Origin of the sequence: Oceanobacillus sp. FSL W7-1281 (assembly GCF_037969835.1) — a bacterium.
Lineage (GTDB): Bacteria > Bacillota > Bacilli > Bacillales > Amphibacillaceae > Oceanobacillus > Oceanobacillus oncorhynchi.
This window is the reverse complement of the sequence record NZ_CP150214.1, coordinates 599201-622770: the sequence shown is the minus strand read 5'-3', so window position 1 is coordinate 622770 and position 23570 is coordinate 599201. Positions and strand designations below refer to the sequence as shown.

Sequence of the window (23570 nt, the reverse complement as noted above, 5' to 3'; positions counted from 1 at the left end):
TACCCCTCCTTTTTATTATTGGTATTGAAAATCTTAGTTCAAGATTTCCAATACCAATTCACTTGCTTTGACACCACTATTCTGCTCAATAATCGATCCGATTTTTTCCATTCCAATTTTTTCAATTTTTCCATCGATACGCTGAATCATTTTTAAATTACTTTCGCATTCTTCAACGGGGTCTTCAATAACCGGGAAAGTATCAAAATAAATCGCATGATGATAATTGTGTAACTTCGTATAATATAGAAATTCAAAGGTCTTAACTAAACTGCTTGTTCCAATCATTAATCCATCGTCATTAAGTCCATAACCATCGTTCAAATGAACCCCAAATAATTTATTCTTGCTTCCTAAGATGCTTGCTCCATAAGCAGGATTCTCATGTTTCATTAACATGTGGCAGTAGTCTAACGTAATACCTACATTCTCTCGATTGACTTCATTAATCATTGTCATCGCAATCCCTAAACTATCTATAAAAGCATAAGCTCGAGGTTGAAATGGCTTATATTCGATACTAATTTTAATATCTGGTGCATAGTCAGCAATTTCAATCAGACAGTTTTTAATTTGCTGCCATACTTTCTCATAATTTATTTGAAATGAATAGTCAAAACCATCGAAACCTAGCCAGATTGTAACTATTTCACCTTGAATTTCTCTGCAATAATCTGCAGCTTCTTTGCATAATGTTAAAGCTTCTTGGGAAATGTTAATGTCAGCATTTCCTAACTCACCATTGATAAACTCATTTCTAAACCTTAGAGCTACTCCATTTGCCTTGAGGTTATATTTTTCTAAAAGTGCTTTCATTTCATCAGAATAAAAATCAATAACGTGTTCTGGATAATTTAAATCTACATGAGTTAGTCCAATACGATTGAATTCTTTAAAAACCTCCTCTAAATCATTATTAAATTTTGGTAAAAAAGAATTGATCCTTGTTGCTGTTTTCATTTTAAGTCCTCCTAATTTCTCTTCAGTTTTATAATATCATCATAACTTTCCAATTACAATCATTATTTTTCTTTTAAATTCATATTATTTCATAATTAATGATAAAGTATGGAATGAATTTAAAATTAACAGATAATTTGATTTATATTAATAGTATAGAACGTACTTAAATAGTTGGAATAAATTGACAGAAATTAAAGACATATAAGAATTACGCAGATTGATTCAGAAGCTATAAAGTGGGAGATTATCGGTTGTTTATTCATATGAAACCTTATGTAAAAAATATAGTTAGTTTAGGTATGATATTTTATTAGAAAAAGATTTATTGAATTTTACTTTTAAAATGGATGAAATAATACCACCAAATCCCAAAAGTAAATTATCTCATTTTTTCATTAAATTTCATCCAAATTCATATACGATGAGTCAATTGATTGTAGATGTTGGAGTAAGCTATCAATTAAGTATGCGCCATACGCTGGTGGCAAGAATCTGCTAAAGCTGCGGGGATCTTATAGCCAATTATACTGTAATAGATATCCTCTTAATTCCACTAAAAAACCTCACAAAGTCAAATAGTCGACTCTGCAAGGTTCTATATATATAATGACATATTCTACTCCTTCAATAGCTGCTTCGTAAAATCAATATCATCCGTAAAAATCCCATCCACTCCATACATCATGACACGCTGCTGTTCAACAAGCTGCGTACGCTCATCCGTAAAAAACACATGAACTTCCTTCCCCTGCTGATGAAGCGTATCAACAACACATTTCGTCACATTTCTTGATTCGATTCCAATTACATCTGTATCTGCTTCAAGCGCATCCTCTAAATCAAATTTATCTGTGCCATATAACAGCGTCGAACGGATTTCCGGTGCGAATTCCTGCAATTTTTTCAAGCTCTCCTTAGAAAAGGATTGAAAGCTCACATATTTTGGATCCAGCAAATCATTTTCCTGAAGCAGGTTGATTAACGGTTCTTCCATTTTTGTATCGTCATCCACCAGGCGTGTCTCGATATAATAATGCTCTTCCTGTTTAAATGCCGTAACAATTTCTTCTAATGTCGGGACGGGCTCCTTATAGGTTTTCTGCCCGAACACGGCTACGGTATCGAATTGCTTGATTTCGTTCAACATAAATTCTTCTGGGACGCCTGCTCCTGTTGTTGTGCGATCTAAGGTCGTGTCATGAAGTGCGATTAATTCCTGGTCTTTGGTCATTCGTAAATCAATCTCTATCGAGTCTGCATCAGCCTCCGAAGCAATTTCGTAAGCAGTCAGCGTATGTTCATTAAAGAAATTATTCGCACCACGATGGGCGATCACCTCTAAATCAGTTGAAACTGCTTCAGGCCTTCCTGCTGCACTTGCATATAATGTCTCCGCACCATATGTTTCCGAATCCTTAAGTACCTGCGGCTTTGCTTCAAAAAATCCAGATATTATAAAGACGGCAATTACCAAAGTAAGTAAGATACTACGCCATGGCATAGCGCTCACACCGATAAAAGATGGCACGATCCGGATAATCGGTCACAATGGCTTTCACTTTCACGTCCAGCAATTGCTTCAGCGTATCCTTATCATTGACAGTCCAAACACGCAGCAGTCTCTTCCATTTACTCCAATGATAAATATGCTTTAAAAATGTATCCGCCTCAACATGCAGTGCCTCTAAACCCAAAATATCAATATAATCCTCCGGGTGAGAAATCGGCTGGTTAATAATCCATGCCAGGCGGGCATCCCGGTCATAATGACGTAAACGAATCAGTGTAGGCAGATGAAAGCTGGAGTAAATAACACGATGCTTTACATCCGGATATTTAGCAACGTAGTCTAGCAGCCTTTCTTCGATATTTTCATATAAGTTTTCACATGTTTTTAATTCAATATTCAATGCAACATCTGGATATGGACTAACCAGCTGAAGGACTTCTGCTAAGGAGGGAACCTTTTCTTCCTCCCAGCTCTTATCATAAGTTTGGAATGAAGACAGATAGGCTGGATTCCATTGTAATTCCCGAATTTCTGAAAAGGTATATTCTGCTATGGATCCAATTCCGTTCGTTGTCCGATTTAGTGCAGCATCATGCATTACCGCGAATTCGCCATCCTTTGTCATGTGTACATCTATTTCCAAACCATCCACTCCAGCTTCCAGTGCCTTTTCAAAACTTAGCAGTGTATTCTCCGGATATAACCCCATCATGCCGCGATGTCCATATACTTTTGTCAAGAAAATCCCTCCTGAAAATTGAGTTGTTATCATGAAATATCCTTTTATTCAGCGGAGGCTTCCCACTTCTGTTCAGCCCAAAACCTCCGCTGAATGAACCTCTTACTTACATCGTGCTTTCCTCTGTTACTTATTACTCTCCACGAGCTTTATTTGCTGTTTCAATGGCTGCATTCAATTGTTCGATTGCTGTCTGATACGTGGTATCTACATCTCCGCCATTAAATACGCTCTCCAATGCCGTTTCAATAATCTTACGTTCTTCCGGTATCATATCCATGACAGCCCCCTGTGTCGCATAAGAAGGGTTGGTTGCTTGCAGCTGTTCCACCGTCACCTTTAATTGCGGGTTTTCTTCATGCATTTCTACAGCCAGATCCTCTTCGTAGGCTGCCGGATTAATGGCAAAATAGCCTGTATCTGTATGCCACTGTGCCTGAATTTCAGGCGATTGCAGATACTTCATAAAATCCCAAGCTGCTTTTTGCTCCGCTTCCTCCTTGCCCTCACTCATCCAAAGACTTGCTCCACCGATAACCACACCTTCCCGTTCCACATTTTCCGGATGCGGTAAAAACGCGACGCCTACCTCAAATGGTGCATTATCAATTAAATCACGGGAGTTGGCAGAGGATTGCAGGAACATCGATACATCTTCCGCTAAGAATCCAGCCAGCATATTATCCCCATTGGTGCCATAGTTTGCAAATGTTCCATCTGCATTCATCCGCTCTACCCACTCAAAGATTGATTTTCCTTGTTCTTCGGTAAAGCCGATTTCTGTTGCTACTCCTGAACGTCCATTATCTTCATTCAATAATAATGCTCCTTGGTTTGCCAATAATTGTTCAAATAACCAGCCATACGCCTGAAGCGCAAAACCTTTCATCTCAGGATTTGACTCGACAATAGCTTTACTAGCTGCTTCTACCTCTTCAAATGTCTGAGGCGGATTTTCGGGGTCTAAACCAGCTTCCTCAAAAGCATCTTTATTATAGAACATCACCGGCGTAGAAGAATTAAATGGCATCGAATAGAATTGATCGTCTATTTTATAATAGTTAACGATATTCTCTTCTAAATGCCCCATATCATAGCCGTCCTCATCAATAAACTTTTGAATCGGCTCAATATGACCGCTGTTTACCATCGACATCGTGCCTATCTCAAATACTTGAATCATCGTCGGCGCACTATCTGTCCCAGCTACACTATGAAACTTCGTTAATGCCTCATCATAGGTTCCCTGAAACTCCGCCCGGACCTCTACCTCATCCTGCGATTCATTGTAGGATGCGACAATTTTGTCCAATGCTTCTTGTGAAGCACCTCCCATTGCATGCCAAAAGGTAACGATTTGCTTGCCATCTTCTGTTTCTGTTGCTTCACTGGAGCCTTCTGCATCATTGGAACCGCAGGCAGCCATAAAAATAGTCATACTAATAACGACGAATAACAACATTTTCTTCAAAAAAATCGACTCCTTTTTCACATTCTTTTTTATTTTAGCGCTCCTTCAGTTAAACCACGCTGCAGCTTCTTCTGTCCTAAAAATAATAGAATCAATGTTGGAATAATGACAATGACCGCTCCCGCCATAATCACTCCCCAATCGTTCATCTGCTCTTGTGATTGCAATTGCCGCAGACCAATCTGTACGGTTCTGACATTGTCATTGGTTGTAGCTAGCAGCGGCCACAGATACATATTCCAGGACGTTAAAAAGCCATACACGCCTAAGGTGATCAGGCTTGTTTTCGCTACCGGCAGAACCACTTTCAAATAAAACTTCACATCTCCCATACCGGCAATCTGACTTGCTTCGCGCAGCTCCTTAGGAATTTGTTTGAAATTCTGCCGTAACAAGAACGTTCCAAAAGCCATCGCAAAGAATGGAATCGTCAGTCCGGTATATTGATCAATCCAGCCAAGGTCGCGAATCGTATGGAAGTTCGGAATAATCGAAGCTTCAAATGGCACCATCATTGTTGCGATAAAAAGATAAAACAAGAAATCCCGGCCTTTAAATTCTAAAAAAACAAAGGCGTACGCTGCTAAGCTGGCTAAAATCAGCTGGCCAATCATGATGGCAATCGAAACTAAAAAGCTGTTGATGACATAATGCAGCAGCGGAAATTGTTCAAATGCCCGACGATAGTTTTCGAGTGAAAAAGCAGAAGGCAAGCTTCCCGTCATAATATCCTGATTTGTCATGAAGCTCATGACAACAGCCATCATCGTCGGCGTGAAAACAAGGAATGCTGCAGCAATCAATAAAAGATAGGTTACGATTTTTCGTCCGAAAGGAATTCTCATTGATAATGAACCTTCCTTTCTCCCAATTTAAATTGGATGATTGTCATTAACAGGATGATAATAAACAAAATGATTGCCTGCGCACTCGCCGAGCCAAATTGATAGTTAGTAAAGGCTTCCCGGTAAATCGAGTAGACCATTAAATTGGTTGCATTTTGCGGACCGCCCTGCGTTAAAATATCCACCTGCCCAAACGTTTGAAAAGCGTTGATAATTGTTACCGTCACAACAAAGAACAGGGTTGGTGACAGCATCGGAATCGTAATCCTTCTTAATTTATAAAAATACCCTGCGCCATCCACATCTGCACTTTCATAAAGATATTTATCAACCGATTGTAATCCGCCCAGTAATATTAAAAAGGTAAAACCGATATTCATCCATATCGTTGTCACAGCTACTGCAATCAGCGCCCAGGCAGGGTCTGTCAGCCAGCCAATCTTCTCCAATCCAAACGTGTCCATGATAATATTTAAAAAGCCGATTGTCGGATGGAATAAGTACAGCCAGAATACAGATGCCGCGGCTACGGAGATTCCCATGGTAGAGGAAAATATCGTCCGAAAGAAGCCAATCCCTTTTAATTTTTCATTTGCAATAATAGCTAGAAATAAACTGATCACAATGGTCAGCGGCACTGTATAAAGAACAAATAGAAACGTCGATTTGATGCTTTGCTGAAAAATAGTTGATTGAAATAATGTCACGAAGTTATCCCATCCTACAAATACCGTTGTGGCCCCGCTCGCATCAGTAAGGAAAAAGCTTAAATACATCGTCCGGAGCAGCGGATAGAATAAAAATACAGAAAAAAGAGCAATGGATGGCAATAGAAATAGGATACCCTTGATAAATTGCTTGTAGCGCTGTTTTCGCTTCGTCCGCACAAATAAAGCTTGGTCCTCTTGTGTAATGACCGCAGTCATATTCGTCATATCGCCTGAACCTCCCCATGCCCGCTGAAGGAAGCTGGACGAATTAATGCTTCCGTCTGTGCATCAAAAAAACTCAGGTGCTCTGTCGATATATACACCTCCAGCTGGTTACCTGCTGTGATATCCCATTGCCCCGGCCATTTTGCTGTCCATAATTCGCCGCCGACATCCAAAGCGAGCGATGTCTCATTCCCTAACTGCTCTACATGAATCACTTCTAAAGAATGCGTTGCTTCCTGATGGATTGCCGGCTGGATATGCTCCGGTCTTATTCCTGCGATGATGTTTTTATGTACCTGAAACGCCTCCTGCAGCCTGGCATCTGCCGAAAAGGACAGTGTCTTGTTCACAAGAAAATTCGAGACATCCTTTATTTCCGTTTTGCCCATATTCATTTTGGGAGAACCGATAAAAGAAGCGACAAATAAATTGGCCGGCTCATTATATAATGTAATTGGTTTACCTACCTGTTGAATCTCTCCATCATTCAAGACCATAATCCGGTCTCCCATCGTCATCGCTTCGACCTGATCATGTGTCACATAAATCAAGGTTAAGCCTAATTGCTTCTGCAGCCTTCTAATTTCCACACGCATCTGTGCACGTAATTTGGCGTCTAAATTAGATAGCGGCTCATCCATTAAACAAAGCGGCGCTTCACTGACAACCGACCTGGCCAAAGCAACTCGCTGTCGCTGTCCTCCTGAAAGCTGACGCGGCTTCCTGTTTAAAAGCTCCGATAATCCCATCATTTCTGCTGTTTCCTTCAGCCTTTTCTGCTGTTCCGCTTTAGAAACCTTTTTCGCCTTCAAACCAAACAAGATATTTTGTTCAACCGATAAATGCGGATATAAAGCATAATTTTGAAATACCATCGAAAGATTTCTGTCTTTCGGCTGCAGGTGATTGACTGCTTTTTCATTCATTTTCAATACGCCGTCTGTAATATCCTCCAGTCCGGCAATCATCCGCAGCAAGGTACTTTTCCCGGAGCCGGAGGGCCCTACCAATACAAAGAATTCCCCCTTCTCAATCGTTAAGTTGATTTGCTCTAATATATTATATCCCGCATGATACGACTTCGTGATATCTTTTAACTCGATATAACTCATTCTTTTCCTCCCTTCATTCAAGTACATTAAAACATATCTTTTTCTTGAAATAGGGAAATTTACCGAACCTATACCAATACTTCATTTTCCATTAAAGGAACTTACAGTAGCTTAATAAATTTGACACTTTCCTCTTTATCTCCAAACAAAGTATTTTTTGAATAGAAAATAAGAAAATCCGAACGTATCCAAATTCTAATAAAAGAATCCCCTGCGATAGTTCGGATTTTCCATTGATTCAACTACTTATATTTCAGTATCTTTTTCATTTAACAATCATTATTTAACTATTTTAATGTCGTCTTTAATTTTTTAAACCGTTCGTCCAGCATTTCATGCGCATTGATTTCCTGTACTGCAGAAGCTTTTGCAGCATAGCTTGCAAAATTTAATCCTGCACCGAATAATTGTAAAGCTCCATCCCCCAGATTACCTTTTTGCAGGTCTTCAATACCGTCTCTTAAAAAATTATTACTTTCATCCAAATGACAGTCAAATACCTCTTTCTTCCCTTCACTGCTAAGCTTTAAGTTCTCCAATATCTGCTTCGCTGTTTGTTCCGATATGCCTGCATCAACTTCGATTAACAAATCATTGATTGGCTGGACAAGCCTTGCATATATGCTGTCGTATTCCTGACAATATTGCTTAATTTTTTCTCTGCGCTCTTTTGCTTCCATTATGGTACCTCTTTTCTTTTTAAATAGTCTGATTATAATAACATAGAATAAACGTCATGAAAAAATCTTTACATGAAGCTTGTCCTTTTATATCATACTTTAAACCGTAAAACCCAGTAATATCCAAAACAAACCAATTTTCATAATGAACATCCAAAAAAAGCAAATAAAACCTACTTCAAGCGCAGGATAATAGTCTAATTCTTTATTTTTTATCCATTTTGCTTTGACTTTGACTGTTTAATTCGGTACGCTAATTTTACAAATAAATAGATTGGGGCAAATTTCATAATGCAAAAAAGAATTTTTAGAATTACCGGATTATTATTTTTATTTATTTCTATAGCTGGACTAATGGCTTGTGGGAAAGAAGAAACAGTTACACTTCAAGGGGAACAAATGGGAATGACAATGGAAGTAACGATGGATGCCAAAGATGATGAAATGACAAAACAAACGGTGAAAGCTAACATTCCTTATTCTATCGTAGGTGCCGCTTCACAGGAGGAAGCAGAATCGATGGATGAGCTTTTCCGTTCAGAATTTGAACCATTTGAGGATATCGACGGCATCGAATTTGATTTGGATTATGGCGAAGAAGAATTAACTCAAACAATCTCTGTTGATTTAACTGTTGCCGATATTGAAGAAATCAACAGTATTCCTGGCGCTAGCTTCCCAGACACTGGAGATGATGAATATATTAGTCTGGAAGAAACAGTGAGCGATTTTGAAGAGCAAGGATTTGAAGTAGTAGAAGAATAGTTTGAGAGTAAAACCGTACCCGTGGAGGTGCGGTTTTCGTTTGACTTTAATCGTTTAATTCGGTACGATGGCAACTGTATTAAAAAATGGATAGGAGCAATGACACAGATGAAAAAGAAAACTTTCAGAATTACTGGACTATTAGTTTTATTGATTGCTATTTTTGGATTGGCAGCATGTGGCTCTAACGAAACGGTAACGCTTCAAGGAGAAGAAATGGGCCAACAGCAGGAAATTACATTAGAGGCAAAGGGCGATGAAGTTCAATCCATGGCAGCTGAAATGACCATACCGTATGCCTTAATCGGAGTCGAGTCAAAGGAAGAAGCAGAGTCTATGGATGAGATGCTTCAATCCGAATTTGAGGAAGCAAATGAAGCAGATGGTGTAGAGGTTGAACTTACTTATGAAGAAGAAGAAATTGTGGTAGCCATCAATATCGACCTGACAACAGCTGGTCCAGAAGAACTGAACACGCTAGGCTTCGGTATCGATGAAGATGCTTTTGATGAGGAAGATTTAAGCTTAGAAAAAATGGTCAGTGAATTGGAAGATAACGGTTTAGAAGTAGTAGAAGAAGAATAGGAAGAATGTAAAGCGGTATCTGCTCAGATACCGTTTTACTTTTATCTTTCCACTATTTTTACTAGTCTATTATTCACGAATTTCGATTTTGACTTTCCTATTCTAATTCGATACGATTAGCTTAATTACATAAGAATAGGAGATACAAAGATGATACAAAAAAAAAGCTTGCAAGCAACTGGTTTTTTCGTCTTGTTGATTTCTTTTATTACCTTAGCTTCCTGCAGCTCCGAGCAGGAAGCAGTAACGTATAAATTAGAGGAAGACAATAATTCTATCGAAACAACCTTTGTAGCTGATGATGGAGAAATCATTGAACAATCCAGTCAGAGCATCACCTCTTATGATAGTATCCAAGGCATTGAATCAAAAGAGGATGCAGAGGCTCTTCTTGTCCCTTCTGCTGAACCATTACAAGGGATAGAGGGGCTGGAATATAATCTTGCTTTTGAAGAAGATCATTTCACTGAAACAATTACCATTGATTTCACCATTGTAGATCTTTCAGAGCTGCCGGGACTTAATGAAATTGTAGAAAATGAAGAGGATAATTTGAATCTGGATGATGCGGTAGAAACCATGGAAGAACAAGGCTTTGAAAAGGTAGATTAATAACTTTAAAAGCAGGCTGTATCGAGGTGAATCGAGGCAGCCTGCTTTTATTGAATACACAACTATATTTTTCCTGTTACAAAGAAATCACTTTTTCCGTCTATCGTGACATCCTTCAATATACCCTTTATCGCTTCCTCGGTTAATGGTACTTCCCGCAAGAAATGCAGGTCAGAAGCATAACAGGTCTTTTCTTCATCATGCGGATTAATCATATAGATGGTATATTCCGCATCTGTAAAACGAAGCATTCCTAAGATATCGTCGGTATGAAAAAGAACAAAATCCCCATATTTTAACGTACTGTTTTGTTTTCTTTCCATAATCCACCTTTGGCAATGCTTGAAAATATCCTGGTCGATATCCTCCCATGGGAAGAATTTACGGTTATCGGGATCCTGTTCTCCTGTCACCCCAGCTTCATCTCCATAATAAATACAAGGAATTCCCGGAGCAATCAATAAAAAGCTCAGCGCAAGCTTCAGCCTTTCCTTATCCTCTCCAAGAAATGTATAGATTCGTTTCGTATCATGCGTCCCGATATTATTCAAATTATTAAAAAGAACATCTTTCGGATAATTTTCGTGAAGCTGCGTTAATCGCTGACAGAGCTCTTTTGGCGTTTTTTCTAATTGCAGCAGATCTAAGACCGTGTTTCGGAATGGATAGTTCATCACCCCATGCAAATGATTTCCCAGGATATATTGTCTGCGTTCATCATAAGAAATCTTATTTGATGCATCCTCCCATACCTCACCAATCAACACCTTCTCCGGATACTGGTCCAGCTTATGGCGAATGCCGGCAATAAATTCATCCGGGAGCTCATCGGCTACATCTAAACGCCACCCATCTACACCCAGCTTACTCCATTTATCAATTACACTGCTGTCATCCTGGTAAATATAATCTTGAAAATCTTTATTAAACTTATCTACTTCTGGCAGGTCATCAATCCCCCACCAGGAGGCATATTTATCCGGATAGTCAGTGAATGTAAACCAGGGATAATACGGGCTTTCTTGATTTCGGCAGGCTCCCTTATCCTCTCCATACGTACCATCATAGTTGAAATAAATGCTATTTCGTCCTACATGGCTGAATACGCCGTCCAAAATGACATGAATGCCTTCCGCATGTAAATCTTCTATGATTTCTTTAAATAGCTTTTCATCGCCGAGCATTGGATCAATTTTCATATAATCTGCCGTATCATAACGGTGGTTACTTGCTGCTTGAAAAACCGGGTTCAGATATATGGCATTGATACCTAAATCCTTCAGGTAAGGTATCTTTTGCCGGATTCCTTCTAAATTTCCGCCATAAAAATCCCAACGAAGAATCTCTCCCTTTGGACCGCGCACATACAGCGGTGTATCGCGCGTATCCCCATAAAGAAAACTATTCCGTTTTGGTGCATTTACTTGCCCGTCTGGATTGCCATTATAAAAACGGTCAGGAAATATCTGATAAAAAACAGCCTCCTGATACCAATCCGGTGTCTTTTCTTCTTTTTCAAAGCAGGTCAGCTGGTAAGGAATCACCTCATGTTGTTCATGATAGAGTTTCCCTTCCCCTTTTACAGGTGATGCACCCCAAAAAGCCAACACTTCCTCCCCGTTATCATCCTTCCACTTCACAGCAAAATAGTAAAAATAGAGACCCTTTCCTTCATGAGGCGCATAGCTATAAGAGAAACGATTATCGCCTATATCCTTCATTAAATAGGCTTTTTCCTCATGCGACCCATTTTCTTTTCGAATCATAAATTGTACTTCGCTTCTATGACTTTCATGGACATCCACTTGAAAGGTAACCTTTTCGTTCAGCTGTACCGCTCCAAATGGCTTTTTATAATCGCTTATCCATGAATTATAATAAACATGTGGCATAATACTATCCTTTCTCAGTAACAAATGAATCTTTTGACTCGATTTTCCAAATATCCTCTGCATATCGGCTGACCGTCTCATCGGAGGAGAATCTGCCGGCATTCGCAATATTGATGAGGCTCATTTTCTGCCAGAAGGTTTGATTTCCATAAGCCTTATCAATTTCCTTCTGCGCTTCTACATAAGAATCAAAGTCGCGCAGCAGGAAGTACTCGTCATTATATTTTATGAGGGAATCAAAAATTTCACGTCCTTCATAAACAATATTTGGAATCGTGCCATCAATGAATGCATTTAACACACGGCGAATAACGGCATTTTCATCATATAGCCTTTGGGCGGAGTACTCCTGATTCTCATAATATTCATAAACCTCTTTCTCGGTGAGACCGAAGATATAAATATTATCATCGCCGACTGCATCTCTGATTTCAACATTGGCACCATCCAGCGTCGCAAGTGTAATCGCACCATTCAGCATCAGCTTCATATTACTCGTACCGGAAGCTTCCTTCGATGCAAGGGAAATCTGCTCACTGACGTCTGCTGCGGGGATAATTTTTTCTGCTAGGCTGACATTGTAATTTGGCAGGAAAACAATTTTAATCCGGTCTTTGATATCCGGGTCATTATTAATTAGATTCGCTGTTTCATTAATACATTTAATAATTACTTTGGCATAATGATAGCTTGGCGCTGCCTTTGCCCCGAAAAGAAACACACGCTTTTGCATTTCTAAGCTTGGATTTTCTTTTAAATCTTGATACAGCTTAATAATATGCAATAGATTTAACAGCTGACGTTTATAGGCATGCAGTCTTTTAATCTGCACATCAAAAATGGCATCTGCGGAAACCTTAATATCTGTTGTTTCCAAAATATAATCAGCTAATTTTTGTTTATTTATTTTCTTCGCTGCTGCCAGTTTCTCTAAAACAGACTGATCCGACTGATAGTTCCTCAGCAATTTCAAATCGCCAGAATCCTGTCTCCATGTCTTTCCAATCGTTTCATCTAACACGTTTGACATGGGTTCATTCACAATTTGTGACCATCTGCGCTGTGCAATTCCATTCGTCTTATTATTAAACCGGTCAGGATAAATAATATAGAAATCATGCAGGACAACCGATTTAAGCAAATCAGAATGCAGTTTTGCCACTCCGTTTGTACTATGGCTGCCAATAATAGATAAGTGTGCCATATGTACCTGCCCATTGCGGATAATCCGCGTACGTTCTACTAAATCATACGGGTGCAGCTCCTGCATCGCCTGTACATAACGTGCATCGATTTCTTCCATAATTTGATACATCCGCGGCAATGTACGCTGCATTAAATCAATGGACCATTTCTCTAATGCTTCCGCCATAATGGTATGGTTCGTATAACTCATTACTTTTACGGTAATATCCCAGGCCTGTTCCCAAGACAGTTCTTCTTCATCAATTAAAATCCGCATCATCTCAGGTACACATAAAGCAGGGTGTGTATCATTGATATGGATAGAAACATATTCGCTGAGCTTGGAAATCGGCTTTTGAAACCATTTCTTATAGTGGCGGATAATACTTTGGATGCCTGCCGATACAAAGAAATATTCCTGTGTTAAACGGATTAAACGTCCCTGTTCATTGGAATCATCCGGATATAGAACAGCTGTTAAATCCTCCAATTCTCTGCGTCCCTGGATGCTTTGGTACTTATCCTCTTCCGAATCAGGAATCTCTACAGCCCAGAGCCGTAATGTATTGACAACATTATTTTCATAGCCTACCATTCCGGTATCGTAAGGCACGGCCCGGAGAACTCTTTCATTTTCATACACCGGCTTCAATTTTCCATCATTTGTCTCTGCTAAATAAACATGTCCGCCGACACGGACATCTACCGCTTTACTTTCTCTGCGAACTTCCCAGATGTTCCCGCTTTGCAGCCATTCATCCGGAAGCTCTACCTGGTATCCGTCCACGAAGCGTTGTTTAAACAGTCCATAGTCATACCGGATACCATTTCCATTACCCGGAAATCCTCCAGAGGCGATCGAATCCATAAAACAGGAAGCTAATCGTCCAAGACCCCCGTTTCCTAATGCCATATCCTTTTCCACTTCTGCCAGATCATCTAAATGAATACCCAGATCCGTTAAAGCTTCTCTTGCAGTGTCCAATATCCCCAGATTCAATAAATTACTTTTCAGCATTCTGCCAGGTAAAAATTCAATGGAAAAATAGTAAACCTGTTTTTTATTTTTATCCACATAATACTTCCATGTATCTCTCCATGCATCCGAATAACGTGCTTTTACCAAAGCCCCTAATGTATAGAAAATCTCTTGCTCGCTGGCATCCTCCAATTCCATTGCATAATTCTCTCTCAGCCTCTGTTTCAATTCTTCTTTGAAAATTTCCTTATCTAAAGCCATGTATTAAGCTCCTTCTCTGCATTATCTAAGTTTAGCTTGAAGTATTTCTTCCCTGAAAATGTAATTGCATACTGCATTTTAGGGAAGAAGCTATTCATCTCACTTAAACCGATGCGTTTATGTTTTTGGGCCTATAAGAAGGTGTTCAAAAAACTCAATAACATGCGTTACTTCTTGAGCTCTTTGAACACACTCTGCTTCCTATAAAACGAAACTTCATTCAGTGGGAGTTTTACGGGCAATTTCTCCGTGATACAATTCTTTATAAAGCAAATAGTACTGCTCGCTGGACGTCTCCCAGCTGAAATCCTGTATCATTGCAGTCTGGATCAGGCTGTCCCACACATCCTTTTCTTCCTGATAGACATGGATTGCTTTTTTCAATGCTTCCATCATATAGTATGGCGTAAATAAGGAGAAGCCAAACCCTGTCCCTGTTTTTTCAATCGGATTATATGGTTCTACCGTGTCCTTCAATCCGCCTATTTCATGAACTACCGGCAACGTGCCATACCGCATGGAAATCAGCTGTGATAATCCACATGGCTCAAATTTAGAAGGCATCAGGAAGATATCCGCGCCGGCATAAATGTTTTGAGCCAGTGTTACATCAAACGTAATATTTACAGCGCACTTGTTTGGATACCATTCAGAAATCAGCTGAAATGGATGCTCTAATGCTGGATCGCCCGTTCCTAACAGAACAAACTGGACATCATATTGTAATAGATTCTCCAGCTCTTCCAAAACAAGGTGAAAGCCCTTCTGATGTGTCAGGCGGCTGACCACGGCAACGAGCGGAACATCCTTCTTCACAGGGAGCCCCATTAGTTCCTGTAATTCTTTCTTACACTCTTTTTTGCCTGATAAGTCAGCGGAAGAATAAGTAGACTTGAGCGCCAAATCTGTTTCCGGATTATTTATCTCATAGTCTATCCCGTTAACGATACCTGACAGCTTTTCCTGCTCCTGTCTGAGAATGCCTTCTAAGCCGTTGCCAAATTCAGCGGTCTGGATTTCTCTTGCATAAGAATGACTGACGGTATTCACTCTGTCTGCATATACAATACCCGATTTCAGAAAATTAATGTCATCTTTAAAACGAATGGTTCCATCGTGATATTTTCTATCGCCGACCCCGAATAAATCAGACAGCACTTCTGGATGATATTGGCCTTGAAATTCAATATTATGAATGGTCAGCACGGTTCGAATGTTTTGATAAGCTTCAACCCAATGATATTTTTCTTTTAAGAGAAATGGCACCATTGCTGTATGAAAATCATGTACATGAAGGATATCAGGAATGTAATCAACTGCCTCCATCATTTCAATCAGGGCCATCTGAAAGAAAGCAAAGCGCTCCCCGTCATCATAAAAACCATATAAATCATCACGGTCAAAATAGTAGAGATTATCAATAAAATAATAGGTGACATGATCCATTTCCAAACGCTGGATCCCGCAAAATTGATTTCTCCAGCCGACATCTATCGAAAAGGACATGACATGCTCTAACTTCTCTCTATATGCAGCCGGCATTTTTTTGTGAAGCGGCAGTACAACTGCCATTTCTACATCTTTTTTTGCTAATTCTTTCGGGAGTGCACCAATAACATCTCCGAGTCCGCCTGTCTTAAAAAAAGGTGCACACTCTGCACTAGCAAATAATAATTTCATATTTTTCCTCCTATCTCTCTATATCGCCAACTGCTACCCCATTCGCAAGGATATCATTGGTTACGTGCTGATATTTTTCAATTACTACCGGATTTTCTCTTGTCCCTATTATTTGTACTCCTGGATCCACAACCACTTCCTTATCCAAGATGGCATTTTGCACCCTGGCTCCGGCACATATTTTTGCGCTTGGCATAATGATAGATTCGATGATTTCTGTTCCTTTATCTATCACCGTTCCGCGTGAAATAGAGGATCCTTCTACTTTTCCTTCAATGATGCAGCCTGTCGCAAATTGGCTGTTATTCACCTCAGAAGACTCTGAGTAATAGGTTGGAACTTCATTTTTTAATTTTGTATATATTTTTTGGTTAGAATAGAGAAGCGAACTGAATTTTTGCTGGTTCAGCATATCAAGTGATGCATTATAGTATGAATTGATATCAAAAATATTACTTAAATAACCCGTATGCTCATAGGTAGAGCTTTTTACGGTATGGATTTTTTTACGCAGAAAATCTTGGATATCCGCGGGAGTTCCTTCCTGCTGTCCTTCTTTTAATTCCCGAATCAGCCAATCTGTCTGGACGATATAAATATCCATGCAGAGATTCTCCTGCTCGGAAGTCTGCAAATGCTCCATATATGGGCGCACTTCGGTAATTTGGCCATTATCTGTCAGAGACAATACAGCATCTGTCTGGCATATTTTTTCAGATTCTACCTTTTTATAAACTACCGTCATCTCATTGTTTTGCTGCTGGTGAATTTTTAAAACAGCTCGCAAATCGATATTACAAATCATTTTACTGCTCATATAAACCGTATACTCTGATTTTGATTTTTCAAGATAGTCGATCAGCGGACGATAATAGCTTTGGTTATGTGCTTTTAATTTCAAAAAGTCTTGATAGAGGTGGATAAAGAAACGATTATGCACGCCGTCTAAATTCCATTCCTTCCCTCCGCCGATATGATCAAATACAGATTGTGTTTCTCCTTCATTAAAAATCATATAAACCGTATTTATATTCGCATTGACAATACTGGAAAGCGGAAAATCAATCAGTCTGTATTTACAAGCAAACGGCAAGGTTGCCAGCGGTCTCTCATTTGTTAATGGAAGCAAAGCATTATAGCGTTGAATATTCCCTAAAACCGCACAAATTTTATTAGTCCTCATCCATCGTCACTCCAATCACTTCAGAATAGCCTACTACGCCGACCTCTTCCGTTCCGTCAATTACTGTATTGTCACCCACGACCGCGCCTTCTCCAATAATTGCCCGATGGATGGTTACGTCCCTGCCGATGCTTGCTCCCGGCATAATAAAACTATCCGTAATTTTGGAGCCTTCTTTTACCTGCACATCATTCGATAGAATACTATTTTCAATCTGCCCAGCTACATAGCATCCATCAACGATTAGAGATTCTGTCACCGAGGCGGTATCTGTTAAAAAGTTTGGCGGTGAAATCGTATTTCTGGAATAGACACGCCATGATTTATCCCGGATATCCAGATTCATTTCAGGATTAATAAATTCCATGTTTGCTTCCCAGAGTGAATCAATGGTTCCGACATCCTTCCAATATCCGGCAAATCGGTAGACAAATACATTCTCCCCGCCTTCTAAATAAGAGGGGATAACATGCTTGCCAAAATCCAGCATATGATCATCTTTGGAGTAGCTGCTTAGCAGCACTTCCCGTAATCGGCTCCAATCAAAGATGTAGATTCCCATCGAGGCCAGGTTACTTTTAGGATTTTCCGGTTTTTCTTCAAATTCTATAATCCGGTCATTTTCATCAGTATTCATGATTCCGAAACGAGAAGCTTCTTTTTCAGGGACTTCCAGAACAGCAACTGTTAAAGATGCTTCATTTGCTTTGTGCGTCTCGAGCATCTCTTCATAATCCATCTTATAAATATGGTCTCCTGATAATACAAGTAAATATTCGGGGTTCATTTCATCGATATAAGCAATATTCTGGTAAATCGCATGTGCAGTACCTTCAAACCATTTACCGCCTTCTGAACCAGCATAAGGCTGAAGAATCGTGACGCCGGAATTAATTCCATCCAGCCCCCAGCTTGTCCCATTGTCTACGTGGTTATTTAAAGCCAGTGGCTGATATTGTGTAACTACACCCACATTTTTAATGCCGGAGTTAGCACAATTACTTAATGTGAAATCAATAATACGATATCTTCCTCCAAAAGGAACAGCTGGTTTAGCGATATTTTTGGTCAGTTTTCCTAATCGCGATCCCTTACCTCCTGCAAGAATCATTGCTAGCATCTCATTTTTCATATATTCGGTGAAAGCAGCCTTTCACCTGTCCCCCTTTCGATTACTTCTTCAAAATTTACGTTAAAAAGTAAAACCTGGTGTATTTCTATAATATATTTTTACAGGATACAAAAAATTCCAATAAAAATGATATTTTCCATGATGAAAAATTACTTAGCAGATGGACGTTTTCTTGGTATTTTTATTTTGTCAGGCTGTATGATCAACGCGCCCAATGCCGGTACCACTGTTTTAATCCGATAAGGATATTCCTTAAAAGGAACTTCCTCCGTCAATTGGTCCGGATTGTGCTCTTCCCACGTCCCCCCGAATTCTTGCATTTCTGTATTCCAAATTTCTTTGTAGCTCCCCTGATAAGGAACACCAATCGGAAAGTCCTGACGCTCTACAGGTGTCATATTTAAAACAATAATCAGAAAATCCTTTTTCTTCTTACTTTTTCGGATAAAACTAAGAACCGAATCATTCCGGTTATCGGCATCAATAATCGAAATCGTGTCATAGCTTTCCTCCAGCTCCCACAATGCCGGCTGCTCTTTATACAAGTTATTTAAACAAGCAGTAAAATGCTGCATGTTTTTGTTCATGGAATCTTCTAAATCACGCCATTCCAATCCTTCATCATACTTCCACTCTAAGAATTGTCCCCATTCACTTCCCATGAATAAGAGCTTTTTTCCAGGGTGAGCAATCATATACGTGTATAAATTACGCAATTGCGAAAATTGTTTATATCTGTCTCCCCACATCTTATGCATTAAGCTTCTTTTCCCATGTACAACTTCATCATGAGAAAGCGGAAGGATATAGTTTTCCTGCATCATATACATAAAGGAGAATGTGATCAGGTTAAAATGGTCCTTCCGAAAGGCCGGATCCATTTTATAAAAGTCCAGCACATCATTCATCCATCCCATATTCCATTTATAATCAAAACCCAATGCGCCTGATTCAATTAATCCCGTAATCTGTGTATCCGATGAACTCTCCTCCGCGATCATCATCACTTCCGGATGAGCCAGCTTGACAACAGCATTTAACTTTTGCAGGAAGTAATATCCTTCATAATTTCGATTCCCGCCTTCATGATTCGGTTCCCAAGGCCCGTCGTCATAATCTAAATAAAGCATACTGGAAACAGCATCGACACGTATTCCATCAATATGATACATTTCTAACCAGAACAAGGCACTGGAGATTAGAAATGATTGCACCTCTGGTTTACCTAAATCGAAGTTGACAGAGCCCCAGCGGATATTGGCTGCCCGGTCCGGGTTCTCATATTCAAATTGAGGAGTACCATCATACTTTGGAAGGGCATCATCATTAATACAGCAATGTCCGGGAACCCAGTCCACGAATACTCCTATATTTTGCTTATGACATGCCTCCACAAAATCTTGAAATTCTTCCGGTTTGCCATAATAAGAGCTTAAAGCAAAATAACCTATCAATTGATATCCCCATGACGCTCCGAGAGGATGCTCCATCAACGGCATAAATTCAATATGGGTATACCCCATTTCCTTGACATAAGGAATTAATTCTTCCTTTAAGTCTGCAAAGGAGTAAGGCGTCCCGTCCTCGTGATGCTTCCAGGAACTGGCATGTACCTCATAGATATTTATGGGACGCTGAAAGAAATTAGAACGTTTCTTTCTTCCATACCATAAACCGTCCTTCCATTTCTTCTCCGGAACATGATGAATTACAGCTGCATTATCCGGCCGCTTCTCAAATGAAATAGCAAATGGATCGATTTTATAAACTACCCTGCCGTCTGCCTGACGTACCTTGTATTTATACAAATCATTTTCGGAAGGCCTGCTGGTGAATACCTCCCAATAGCCATAAGCTTCATTTTTTTGCATCGGCAAGGATTCATCCCAATCATTAAATGTTCCTACCAGCCATATCTGCTGTGCATTCGGAGCCCAGACACGGAAGACAAAACCTGTCTCCCCGTCCTGCTCTTCCTGGTGATATCCGAAAATATGCTGACTATAAAAGTTCTCACCTGAGTGAAATCTTTTTATTGCATCTTCTGTTTCCACTTCCAAATACTCATTCGTTTGCATTTCTTCATTCACCACCTATTGAAGTGCGTGTTCAAAAAGCTGCCAATGGGTTCGATTACTCTCCTCATCGAAACGAGCTGCTGACGCTGACTTTTGAACATCCTCTTGAAGCTTATCCTTGAAGTGATTCTCAGCTGGTTACATTGGTTATTTCGGAAATAGCTGCTGAAAAAGCTTTGATTTTTTCTTCTGCTGCTTCTTCGCTTCCAGCTTTGACACCGATATAAAACTTGATTTTAGGCTCTGTTCCGGAAGGCCGTGCAGCTATCCAGCTCTCGTCTTCCAAGAAATATTTCAATACGTCTGATGGCGGCGTGTTCAACGCGGTTGCTGAACCATCTGCATGTACTTTTTCCTGTAATTTATAGTCCTCTGTGCTGACAACCTTGATTCCTCCAAAGGATACCGGAGATTCTTCACGAAGCTGTCTCATTAGGGAAGCTATTTTCGCCGAGCCTTCTAAACCGCTCATAGTAATAGAGATTGTTTTTTCCTGATAATAGCCATATTTCGCAAAAATTTCTTGTAATGCGTCATAAAGATTTTCGCCTTTTTGCTTGTAGAAAGCAGCTACTTCTGCAATCAATACCAGCGCCTGAATGGCATCTTTATCTCTGACAAAAGGTTTCACCAGATAACCATAGCTTTCTTCAAATCCAAATAGAAATGTCTGCGAGCCGTCCTCCTGATATACCTGAATTTTTTCAGCGATAAATTTAAAGCCTGTCAGTACATTGACCATTTTAGTTTGATAGTTTTCAGCAATGGCGGTAGAAAGTTCGCTTGAAACAATCGATTTCAATGCAACCGCATTGTCTGGCAGTGTACCTGCATCTTTTCGCGCTTTTAAAATGTAATCCAGCATTAAGGCTCCAATCTGATTACCGCTCAGGACTCTATAAGTCTCGTCCGGCAATTTCACAGCAACACCCAGGCGATCCGCATCCGGGTCTGTCGCTACCAGCAAATCAGCGCCCTCTTTTTCCCCCAGGGCGATCGCATATTCAAATGCGGAGTGTTCTTCTGGATTAGGAGATTTGACAGTAGTAAAATCCGGATCAGCAATACTTTGCTCAGGCACGAAAGAAAATCCTGTAAATCCAGCCTGCTCTAATGCCTTTTCACCAAGCATTTTCCCGGCGCCATGCAGCGGGGTGAAAACAAGCTTTAAATCTTTCCCTTCTTTCGCTACCAGTTCTCTATTAATTGTTACTGTATCTAATTCCTGTAAATAGGCATCATCCACTTCTTTTCCGATAATTGTCAGAAGCCCTTTTTCTTTCGCTTCTTCTTCGGATAATACCTCTATTTGCAGCGGATTCTCTACGGAACGGACATACGCTGTTAAAGCATCTGCATCTTTCGGCGGCATTTGTCCCCCGCTCTCTCCGTAAATCTTATAGCCATTATAATTTGCAGGATTATGGGATGCCGTAATCATAATGCCGGTAAATGTATTTAAATGTCTCACCGCAAAGGAGAGCTCTGGTGTCGCCCGCAGTGATTCAAATACATAGGACGGAACCCCGTGGCTTGCGAGTGTTCTTGCCGCTTCTAAAGCAAATTCAGGGGACTTATGTCTGGAATCATAGGCAATCGCCACTCCCCTTTTTTTATTCTCTTCTGACTGGCTTTCCATAAATCGGGCCAGACCTTCTGTAGCTTGTCTTACCGTATAAATGTTCATACGATTGATTCCCGGTCCCAATATTCCGCGCATACCAGCAGTTCCAAATTCTAAAGGGTGTGAGAAAGCATCTTCTAATTCTGTTTCATTGTTTAAAAGACTCTCTAATTCTGTTTTTAGTTCTCTATCCAGAGTCTCTTCATTCTTCCATTGTTCATAGGTGTTTTGATATGACATAAACATTCCCCCTTCAACATTAAAATCCATACACCATCTTACTGCTAAGTAACATTAACTCTATATTCCTTCGTCAACAAATCAAATTGATATAAAAAAACATCGCTGTAACCCCATTATTATATATTGTATATATATGGAATGGTTCTATGTTATAAATTGATAACACATGTCTGCGATGTTTTATTTACGTTTAGATAATAAATGTCTCTTAAAATATAGTCTATTCTGCTGTTACTTTAACTTTTATTCACGTCCCGGATGAAATAACTAAATTTTCTAAAATCTGATTTTGAAAATCAATTCACCAAACAACAAGAAAGTATTCATTTTTATATAGCAGTAAGAAGGTTATTTGAGTTCATTATACTATAAAACCTTACATAATTATACATTGAATTTAAGAAAAAGGGTTAAAGTTCATATTTTTATCATAATCTATTGGAATTAATTTACTTTTATTATCTTATATAACAGCAATCGACTTTTATTGTATATTTTCTACAAATTTTCACGGTACATCTAAAACGATTTTCACCAAAATCTATAGTTGACAAATTAGATGTCATTATGATTTTTAGCAGCCGTTTCAAAAATACTAGATATTAACTCAACTTTCGCACCTAAGAATAAGCATATATATCTTGCTATTCCAGGGTGAACATGTTCTCCATTACCGTGCTTGCTTTTTGGCGAACTATCCGGCCTTTTTGAAATTGGTGATGGTGCATAGCTCCGCTCCGGCCAACCACTCCGCTTTCCATGGGGACGGCTTCAGCTAACTTGAAAAGAAAACCGCTTTTCAAGTGGATCCTCAGCTCGCCCTGTTCCCATAGGAGTCTCCGTGGTTGGCCTGCGCTCTGATAGGATTCTACAGCGAATGAAAGAAATAACATTTTAATGAGCTGGACAAAATAGCAGCTTTCGTCTGAACAATCCAATCATGACAGTATGGATATGAAATACAGGGAATCGCTTCGATGCACAGAAAGTAATCTTGGCGGAACATTTTACCATACAGCATGAAAAATATGTTCTATCTGATCAAACATCTATTTGATGAGTTGTTTTTCCGCGTATAGAATATCTTACTAGCGGA

General features: G+C 39.6%; 18 protein-coding genes. 3 read left to right on the top strand and 15 right to left on the bottom strand.

Going from position 1 to position 23570, the window contains the following annotated elements:
* Window positions 1-33: 33 nt before the first annotated feature.
* The 8 genes from MKX55_RS03165 to MKX55_RS03130 all read right to left on the bottom strand — a co-directional run bounded on the left by MKX55_RS03165 (window position 34) and on the right by MKX55_RS03130 (window position 8255).
* Window positions 34-960: a sugar phosphate isomerase/epimerase family protein gene (locus MKX55_RS03165; RefSeq protein WP_339182349.1), complete on the bottom strand. Its 927-nt coding sequence runs from the start codon at window positions 958-960 to the stop codon at window positions 34-36.
* 619 nt (window positions 961-1579) lie between these two features.
* Window positions 1580-2464 carry a glycerophosphodiester phosphodiesterase family protein gene (locus MKX55_RS03160; RefSeq protein WP_339182346.1) on the bottom strand — a complete coding sequence of 295 codons (885 nt, stop codon included), beginning with the start codon at window positions 2462-2464 and terminating at the stop codon, window positions 1580-1582.
* A complete protein-coding gene (locus MKX55_RS03155) occupies window positions 2451-3212 on the bottom strand; it encodes a glycerophosphodiester phosphodiesterase family protein (protein WP_339182343.1) in 762 nt (253 codons plus the stop codon). The genes MKX55_RS03160 and MKX55_RS03155 overlap by 14 nt, the downstream gene beginning before the upstream one ends.
* 133 nt (window positions 3213-3345) lie before the next feature.
* Entirely contained in the window at window positions 3346-4674 is a 1329-nt protein-coding gene (locus MKX55_RS03150) for an ABC transporter substrate-binding protein (protein ID WP_339185095.1), read from the bottom strand.
* 38 nt (window positions 4675-4712) lie between these two features.
* A complete protein-coding gene (locus tag MKX55_RS03145; RefSeq protein WP_339182342.1) occupies window positions 4713-5528 on the bottom strand; it encodes a carbohydrate ABC transporter permease in 816 nt (271 codons plus the stop codon).
* The gene (locus tag MKX55_RS03140) at window positions 5525-6454 is read right to left on the bottom strand and encodes a sugar ABC transporter permease (protein ID WP_339185094.1); all 930 of its coding nucleotides are present in this window, start codon (window positions 6452-6454) and stop codon (window positions 5525-5527) included. The genes MKX55_RS03145 and MKX55_RS03140 overlap by 4 nt, the downstream gene beginning before the upstream one ends.
* A 5-nt stretch (window positions 6455-6459) precedes the next feature.
* Window positions 6460-7575 (bottom strand): ABC transporter ATP-binding protein, encoded by a 1116-nt coding sequence (locus tag MKX55_RS03135; protein WP_339236010.1) that lies wholly within the window; start codon window positions 7573-7575, stop codon window positions 6460-6462.
* A 287-nt stretch (window positions 7576-7862) separates the two neighbouring features.
* On the bottom strand, window positions 7863-8255 hold the full coding sequence (locus tag MKX55_RS03130; protein ID WP_339182338.1) for a hypothetical protein: 393 nt from the start codon (window positions 8253-8255) through the stop codon (window positions 7863-7865).
* Window positions 8256-8546: 291 nt separating this feature from the next.
* On the opposite strand from MKX55_RS03130, the gene MKX55_RS03125 reads away from it, so the two are divergent.
* The 3 genes from MKX55_RS03125 (at window position 8547) to MKX55_RS03115 (ending at window position 10217) form a co-directional block, all read left to right on the top strand.
* The gene (locus MKX55_RS03125; protein WP_339236007.1) at window positions 8547-9020 is read left to right on the top strand and encodes a DUF1307 domain-containing protein; all 474 of its coding nucleotides are present in this window, start codon (window positions 8547-8549) and stop codon (window positions 9018-9020) included.
* 108 nt (window positions 9021-9128) lie between these two features.
* Window positions 9129-9605: a DUF1307 domain-containing protein gene (locus MKX55_RS03120; RefSeq protein WP_339182333.1), complete on the top strand. Its 477-nt coding sequence runs from the start codon at window positions 9129-9131 to the stop codon at window positions 9603-9605.
* 150 nt (window positions 9606-9755) lie between these two features.
* Window positions 9756-10217: a DUF1307 domain-containing protein gene (locus MKX55_RS03115; protein ID WP_339182331.1), complete on the top strand. Its 462-nt coding sequence runs from the start codon at window positions 9756-9758 to the stop codon at window positions 10215-10217.
* Window positions 10218-10279: 62 nt separating this feature from the next.
* On the opposite strand, the gene MKX55_RS03110 is transcribed toward MKX55_RS03115, so the two are convergent.
* From MKX55_RS03110 to MKX55_RS03080, 7 genes are all read right to left on the bottom strand, one after another.
* Complete coding sequence (locus tag MKX55_RS03110; protein ID WP_339236005.1) at window positions 10280-12109, bottom strand: glycoside hydrolase family 13 protein; 1830 nt, start codon at window positions 12107-12109, stop codon at window positions 10280-10282.
* Between the two features lie 4 nt (window positions 12110-12113).
* A complete protein-coding gene (locus MKX55_RS03105) occupies window positions 12114-14534 on the bottom strand; it encodes a glycogen/starch/alpha-glucan phosphorylase (RefSeq protein ID WP_339182327.1) in 2421 nt (806 codons plus the stop codon).
* A gap of 216 nt (window positions 14535-14750) precedes the next feature.
* Window positions 14751-16214, bottom strand: coding sequence for a glycogen synthase GlgA (gene glgA / locus MKX55_RS03100; protein ID WP_339236002.1), 1464 nt, complete (start codon window positions 16212-16214; stop codon window positions 14751-14753).
* 10 nt (window positions 16215-16224) lie between these two features.
* Window positions 16225-17397 (bottom strand): glucose-1-phosphate adenylyltransferase subunit GlgD, encoded by a 1173-nt coding sequence (gene glgD, locus MKX55_RS03095; RefSeq protein ID WP_339182322.1) that lies wholly within the window; start codon window positions 17395-17397, stop codon window positions 16225-16227.
* Window positions 17387-18529, bottom strand: coding sequence for a glucose-1-phosphate adenylyltransferase (locus MKX55_RS03090; RefSeq protein ID WP_339182319.1), 1143 nt, complete (start codon window positions 18527-18529; stop codon window positions 17387-17389). The genes glgD and MKX55_RS03090 overlap by 11 nt, the downstream gene beginning before the upstream one ends.
* A 149-nt stretch (window positions 18530-18678) precedes the next feature.
* The gene (gene glgB, locus MKX55_RS03085; RefSeq protein ID WP_339236000.1) at window positions 18679-20607 is read right to left on the bottom strand and encodes a 1,4-alpha-glucan branching protein GlgB; all 1929 of its coding nucleotides are present in this window, start codon (window positions 20605-20607) and stop codon (window positions 18679-18681) included.
* A 130-nt stretch (window positions 20608-20737) separates the two neighbouring features.
* The gene (locus tag MKX55_RS03080) at window positions 20738-22471 is read right to left on the bottom strand and encodes a phospho-sugar mutase (RefSeq protein ID WP_339235997.1); all 1734 of its coding nucleotides are present in this window, start codon (window positions 22469-22471) and stop codon (window positions 20738-20740) included.
* Window positions 22472-23570: the final 1099 nt, after the last annotated feature.

What these genes read in the sequence shown, in the direction of transcription:
- MKX55_RS03165 (WP_339182349.1), bottom strand. Translation starts at nt 960, where the DNA reads ATGAAAACAGCAACAAGGATCAATTCTTTTTTACCAAAATTTAATAAT.
- MKX55_RS03160 (WP_339182346.1), bottom strand. Translation starts at nt 2,464, where the DNA reads ATGCCATGGCGTAGTATCTTACTTACTTTGGTAATTGCCGTCTTTATA.
- MKX55_RS03150 (WP_339185095.1), bottom strand. Translation starts at nt 4,674, where the DNA reads ATGTTGTTATTCGTCGTTATTAGTATGACTATTTTTATGGCTGCCTGC.
- MKX55_RS03145 (WP_339182342.1), bottom strand. Translation starts at nt 5,528, where the DNA reads ATGAGAATTCCTTTCGGACGAAAAATCGTAACCTATCTTTTATTGATT.
- MKX55_RS03140 (WP_339185094.1), bottom strand. Translation starts at nt 6,454, where the DNA reads ATGACTGCGGTCATTACACAAGAGGACCAAGCTTTATTTGTGCGGACG.
- MKX55_RS03135 (WP_339236010.1), bottom strand. Translation starts at nt 7,575, where the DNA reads ATGAGTTATATCGAGTTAAAAGATATCACGAAGTCGTATCATGCGGGA.
- MKX55_RS03130 (WP_339182338.1), bottom strand. Translation starts at nt 8,255, where the DNA reads ATGGAAGCAAAAGAGCGCAGAGAAAAAATTAAGCAATATTGTCAGGAA.
- MKX55_RS03125 (WP_339236007.1), top strand. Translation starts at nt 8,547, where the DNA reads ATGCAAAAAAGAATTTTTAGAATTACCGGATTATTATTTTTATTTATT.
- MKX55_RS03120 (WP_339182333.1), top strand. Translation starts at nt 9,129, where the DNA reads ATGAAAAAGAAAACTTTCAGAATTACTGGACTATTAGTTTTATTGATT.
- MKX55_RS03115 (WP_339182331.1), top strand. Translation starts at nt 9,756, where the DNA reads ATGATACAAAAAAAAAGCTTGCAAGCAACTGGTTTTTTCGTCTTGTTG.
- MKX55_RS03110 (WP_339236005.1), bottom strand. Translation starts at nt 12,109, where the DNA reads ATGCCACATGTTTATTATAATTCATGGATAAGCGATTATAAAAAGCCA.
- MKX55_RS03105 (WP_339182327.1), bottom strand. Translation starts at nt 14,534, where the DNA reads ATGGCTTTAGATAAGGAAATTTTCAAAGAAGAATTGAAACAGAGGCTG.
- glgA (WP_339236002.1), bottom strand. Translation starts at nt 16,214, where the DNA reads ATGAAATTATTATTTGCTAGTGCAGAGTGTGCACCTTTTTTTAAGACA.
- glgD (WP_339182322.1), bottom strand. Translation starts at nt 17,397, where the DNA reads ATGAGGACTAATAAAATTTGTGCGGTTTTAGGGAATATTCAACGCTAT.
- MKX55_RS03090 (WP_339182319.1), bottom strand. Translation starts at nt 18,529, where the DNA reads ATGAAAAATGAGATGCTAGCAATGATTCTTGCAGGAGGTAAGGGATCG.
- glgB (WP_339236000.1), bottom strand. Translation starts at nt 20,607, where the DNA reads ATGCAAACGAATGAGTATTTGGAAGTGGAAACAGAAGATGCAATAAAA.
- MKX55_RS03080 (WP_339235997.1), bottom strand. Translation starts at nt 22,471, where the DNA reads ATGTCATATCAAAACACCTATGAACAATGGAAGAATGAAGAGACTCTG.